This is a genomic window from Candidatus Protofrankia californiensis (assembly GCF_900634765.1).
GTDB classification, from domain to species: domain Bacteria; phylum Actinomycetota; class Actinomycetes; order Frankiales; family Frankiaceae; genus Protofrankia; species Protofrankia californiensis.
The window spans coordinates 1-5,061 of sequence record NZ_CAAAFT010000501.1; the positions used below are offsets into that span (position 1 = coordinate 1).

Genomic DNA, 5,061 nt, shown 5'->3' on the forward strand with positions numbered 1-5,061 from the left:
GATCGAACACGGCATCGAGGCCGGGCGCAAACTGCCCAGGGACGCGATCCAGCGCTTCAAGGGTCTCGGCGAGATGAACGCCACCGAACTGTGGGACACCACCATGGACCCCGACCGCCGCATCCTGCTGCAGGTGACCCTGGACGACGCCGCCGTGGCGGACGAGTTGTTCTCCGTCCTGATGGGCGAGGACGTCGACGCCCGGCGCTCCTTCATCCAGCGCAATGCCAAGGACGTCCGTTTCCTCGACATCTGATCACCCGATGACATCTGATCACCCGATGGACTCGGATCGGGATATCCGGTTCCGGACAGTTTGTACCGCACACGGCTGACCACCCTCACCATCCCTGTATGGAAGGACCCGCGTGACCGACGTACTACCCCCGCCGCCCGGCGACCGGGTCGAGCCCATCGGCATCGAAGTCGAGATGCAGCGGTCCTACCTCGACTACGCCATGTCGGTCATCGTCGGCCGGGCGCTGCCGGAGGTCCGTGACGGCCTCAAGCCGGTGCACCGCCGCGTCCTGTACGCAATGTACGACGGTGGTTACCGTCCGGACCGCGGTTACTTCAAGTGTTCGCGCGTCGTCGGTGACGTCATGGGTAACTACCACCCGCACGGCGACTCGGCAATCTACGACACCCTGGTGCGCCTCGCTCAACCCTGGTCGCTGCGCTACCCGCTGGTCGACGGTAACGGCAACTTCGGCTCCCCGGGCAACGACCCGCCGGCCGCCATGCGGTACACCGAGTCACGGCTGGCGCCGCTGGCCATGGAGATGCTGCGCGACATCGACCAGGACACGGTCGACTTCGCCCCGAACTACGACGGCCGCTCGCAGGAGCCGACGATCCTGCCCAGCCGCTTCCCGAACCTGCTGGTCAACGGTGCCGGCGGCATCGCCGTCGGCATGGCCACCAACATCCCCCCGCACAATCTACGGGAGGTCGCCGACGGCGTGAAGTGGTTCCTGGCGCATCCGGACGCCAGCGACTCCGAGCTGCTGGAGGCCCTGCTTGAGATGATCAAGGGGCCGGACTTTCCCACCTCCGGCCTCATCGTCGGCCGCCAGGGCATAGAGGACGCCTACCGCACCGGCCGCGGCAGCATCCGCATGCGGGCCGTCGTGCAGGTCGAGGAGAACAAGGGTCGTACCCAGCTCGTCGTCACCGAGCTGCCGTACCAGGTCAACCCCGACAACCTCGCGGAGAAGATCGCCGAACTGGTCCGGGACAACCGCATCAGCGGGATCTCCGACATCCGGGACGAGACCTCCGCGCGTACCGGCCAGCGCCTGATCATCGACCTCAAGCGGGACGCGGTCGCGAAGGTCGTCCTGAACAACCTGTACAAGCACACCCAGCTGCAGGACACCTTCGGCGTGAACATGCTGGCGATCGTCGACGGGGTGCCGCGCACCCTACGGCTGGACCAGATGGTGCGGTACTACGTCGACCACCAGGTGGACGTGATCGTCCGTCGGACCCGCTACCAGCTGCGCAAGGCCCGCGAGCGCCTGCACGTGCTCGAGGGCCTGCTGATCGCCCTCGATCACCTGGACGAAGTGATCAACCTTATCCGTAACGCCGAGTCGGCGGACGCCGCGCGCGGACAGCTGATGGACCGGTTCTCCCTGTCGGAGATCCAGGCGGTCGCCATCCTGGACATGCAGCTGCGCCGGCTTGCCGCGCTCGAGCGTCAGAAGATCATCGACGAGGCGGCCGAGCTGAGGGCGAAGATCTCCGAACTCGAGGCGATCCTCGCCTCACCGGCCCGCCAGCGGGAGATCATCGGCGAGGAGCTCACCGAGATCGTCGACCGGTTCGGCGACGAGCGGCGGACCAGGCTCATCCCGTTCGAGGGCGACATGTCCGTCGAGGATCTCATCGCGCGCGAGGACGTCGTCGTCACCGTCACCCGCGGCGGCTACGCCAAGCGGACCAAGACCGACCTGTACCGCTCACAGCGCCGGGGTGGCAAGGGCGTCCAGGGCGCGGCCCTGCGCGAGGACGACATAGTCGAGCACTTCTTCGTCACCACCACCCATCACTGGCTGTTGTTCTTCACCAACAAGGGGCGGGTGTACCGGGCCAAGGCGCACGAGCTGCCAGAGCAGGCCCGCACCGCCAAGGGCCAGCACGTGGCGAACATCCTCGCGTTCGGCCAGGACGAGCGCATCGCCGAAGTCATGGCGATCAAGGATTACCAGGCGGCCCCGTACCTGGTGCTCGCGACCAGGCGTGGGCTGTGCAAGAAGACCGCGCTGGCCGAGTTCGACTCGAACCGCTCCGGCGGGCTCGTCGCGATCAACCTGCGCGACGACGACGAGCTCATCGCGGCCCGGCTCGTGTCCGCGGGCGACGACCTGCTGCTGGTCAGCCGGCAGGCCCAGTCCATCCGCTTCCACGCCGACGACGAGCAACTGCGCCCAATGGGGCGTGCCACCTCCGGCGTCATCGGGATGCGTTTCGACACCGACGACGAGCTGCTCGCGATGGAGGTCGTCCCGCCGGACTCGGATGCGAACCTGCTCGTCGCCACCAGCGGCGGGTACGCCAAGCGGACATCTCTGGGCGAGTATCCGGTGCAGGGCCGGGGCGGCAAGGGCGTCCTCACCGCGAAGATCGTCTCTACCCGCGGCGGCCTGGTCGGCGCCCTCGTGGTCGGTCCGGACGACCAGCTCTACGCGATCACGTCCAACGGCGGTGTGCTGCGGACCGTCGCGCGTGACGTCCGCCGGGCCCAGCGGCAGACCATGGGGGTCCGTCTCATCGATCTTGAAACCGGCGTACAGGTCGTCGGAGTGGCGCGTAATGCCGATGCGGAAGACAGCGCAAACGATGGTTCGACAGCCGGCCCCGGCGGGGGAGACCCGGCCTGAGGACGGATGACGGGCCGGGCGGCAAGGCGGGAGAAGGACCGTGAGCGACAGCGATGACGACCGGACCACCCGGTCACCGGTCTTCCGTGGATCTTCCCTGCCACGGTCGGAGCAGCAGCCCGAACGGGTCGGGGAACCCTGGAACGAACAGCGTGCCGCGCCGGGCCAGGCCCGTTCCGGCCCGGCAGCCCCGGAGTCAGGGTCGCCCCCGGGTTCGGGGTCCGGTGCGCATGACGACGGGACGCAGGTGCAGAAGGCATCGTCGGTGATCCGGGACCTGCGGATGCCACGGGAGGCCCGTGGTAGCCACGATGCCGGGGCTGCGCAGCGGGTGCCTCCTGGCTCATCGGCGCGCCCGCCCCGCCGGGCGGCCACCGCGAAGCCGGATTCCGCCTCCCCGGCCGCATCCGGCACCAGCCCCCGTCGCAGCGGCGCGCAGGGCGCTCCGCCTGGTCGAGCGGATGGGAGCAGATCGGCCACGGGCCCGGATGCCTCCCCCGATCGCCAGAGCCCGGCGAGGCCCTTCGTCTCCTCAACACCCTCAGCCCCGACCGCTTCGGCGGCCCCGACGTCTGCGGCCCCGCCGCCTTCGGCCTCGGCGGCCGGTGCGAGCCCGGGATCGGCCGCCACCGGCTCGGGGCGTCCGGCCGGGCGTTCCTCGAACGCGTCGGGTCGGAAGGCGCCGCGTCTGACCGTGGCCGGTGGTGCTGCCGGCGGCGTCGAGACGGATGCCGCCGGGGCAGTGCCTGCATCGACGTCTACTTCGACGTCCGCAAGCGGGAGACCTCGGTCTGATTCGGACACGATCTCGTTGCGTCGACCCATGAAGAAATCCGGCAGTTCGGCCGGTACCGGTGGACCGGCGGTTGCCAGTTCGGCGACCGGCAGCCCGGTCACGCGCGGCGCGCCGGGCGGGGATGCTGGCAGTGTGGGACAGTCGAAACGTGGACCGGCGGCCGGGGCGGCGCAGGCTCCGGAGACGGACGCCTTCAAACGGTTGGACGGTGAATATCCGCGCAGTGACGATCGAGCCGCGTCCACACCGCCCGATCGTCGCTCCCCGGAGGGCCCCACACCGCGGGGCAAGGCCGCAGCTACGCGGGAAGCCCTTGTGAATCGGTCGACCGAACCTCCCGTCGAAGCTGGTACGTCCCAGATCCCGGTACGGGCACGAGGCGTGAAGGACCCGGACACCGGGCCGAGGACAGGAACTGCGACCGGACCGTCCGTGGTGCGCACACCCGGACAGGGCCGGCGAGCCCGGCTGCGCGTCACCCGGGTCAATCCGCTGTCGGTGGCACAGCTGACGTTCGCGTTCTCCCTGTGCGTGTTCGTCGTGCTGATGATCGCCGCCGCCGTGCTGTGGTTCGTGCTGAACTCGATCGGGGTGTTCGACAGCGTCGTGGATGCGGCGGACACGCTCACCGACGGCAGCAACGGCGGGGTGCGCACCTGGCTGTCGTTCACGCGGGCCATGGAAATCGGGCTGCTCATCGGCGCAATCAACGTGATCCTGATGACGGCGCTGGCGACCCTGGGCGCGTTGCTGTACAACTTGTGTACCGAGATGGTCGGCGGCATCGAGGTCACCTTGGGTGATCAGTAGCGACGCATGAACCCACGGCGGGCTTCCCGCCAGGTGCCGCGCTGAACATCCCGCGCATCCGGTACTGTGGAGCCCGGCAAGGACCTGTAGCTCAGTCGGTTAGAGCGCTTCCCTGATAAGGAAGAGGTCGGAGGTTCAAGTCCTCCCAGGTCCACGCGCCGGCTTCGCCTGCTCGCTGAACTACGTTCAGCTTTGCCGGGGGTCGTAATGTCTGCCCGGGGGGCCGAGCCCCCCGGACCCCCCACGGTCCTATGGCGGGGGGCGCCCCGGGGCTCTCCGATGCTGAGCTTCGCTTGGCCGGCTTGCCGATCTGGGGTCGGCTTCGCTGGGGACCGCGATGTCTGCCCGGGGGGCCGAGCTCCCCGGAGCCCTCCGTTCCTATGGTGGGTTCTATGGGTGGTGGGGGTCGCCGGGTTTCGGTGCTGAGTTGTGGCTGCGATCTGTCAGGGTGGGTCATGCGCCCCAGGTCACGGCAAACCAGAGGTCGTCGAACCGGTTGCCGTCGAAGAACCAGGCCAGCGAACCCGAGTCGGCGGCGGCGGGCAGGTTGTCAGCAGGGAAGGCGCCGCG

Annotated in this window: 2 protein-coding genes, 1 tRNA gene and 1 pseudogene; all 4 read left to right on the forward strand. The window is 68.9% G+C overall.

Annotated elements, in window-relative coordinates; translation table 11 throughout:
- A pseudogene (locus DD1DGNOD_RS26245) lies at positions 1-256 on the forward strand (DNA topoisomerase IV subunit B); the annotation flags it as partial.
- A 112-nt stretch (positions 257-368) separates the two neighbouring features.
- Positions 369-2,885 (forward strand): DNA gyrase subunit A, encoded by a 2,517-nt coding sequence (gene gyrA / locus DD1DGNOD_RS26250; protein WP_131771237.1) that lies wholly within the window; start codon positions 369-371, stop codon positions 2,883-2,885.
- A gap of 1,228 nt (positions 2,886-4,113) precedes the next feature.
- Positions 4,114-4,491, forward strand: coding sequence for a DUF3566 domain-containing protein (locus DD1DGNOD_RS30385; RefSeq protein WP_241256010.1), 378 nt, complete (start codon positions 4,114-4,116; stop codon positions 4,489-4,491).
- A gap of 80 nt (positions 4,492-4,571) precedes the next feature.
- Positions 4,572-4,645: transfer RNA gene (locus tag DD1DGNOD_RS26260), tRNA-Ile, on the forward strand.
- Positions 4,646-5,061 lie beyond the last annotated feature (416 nt).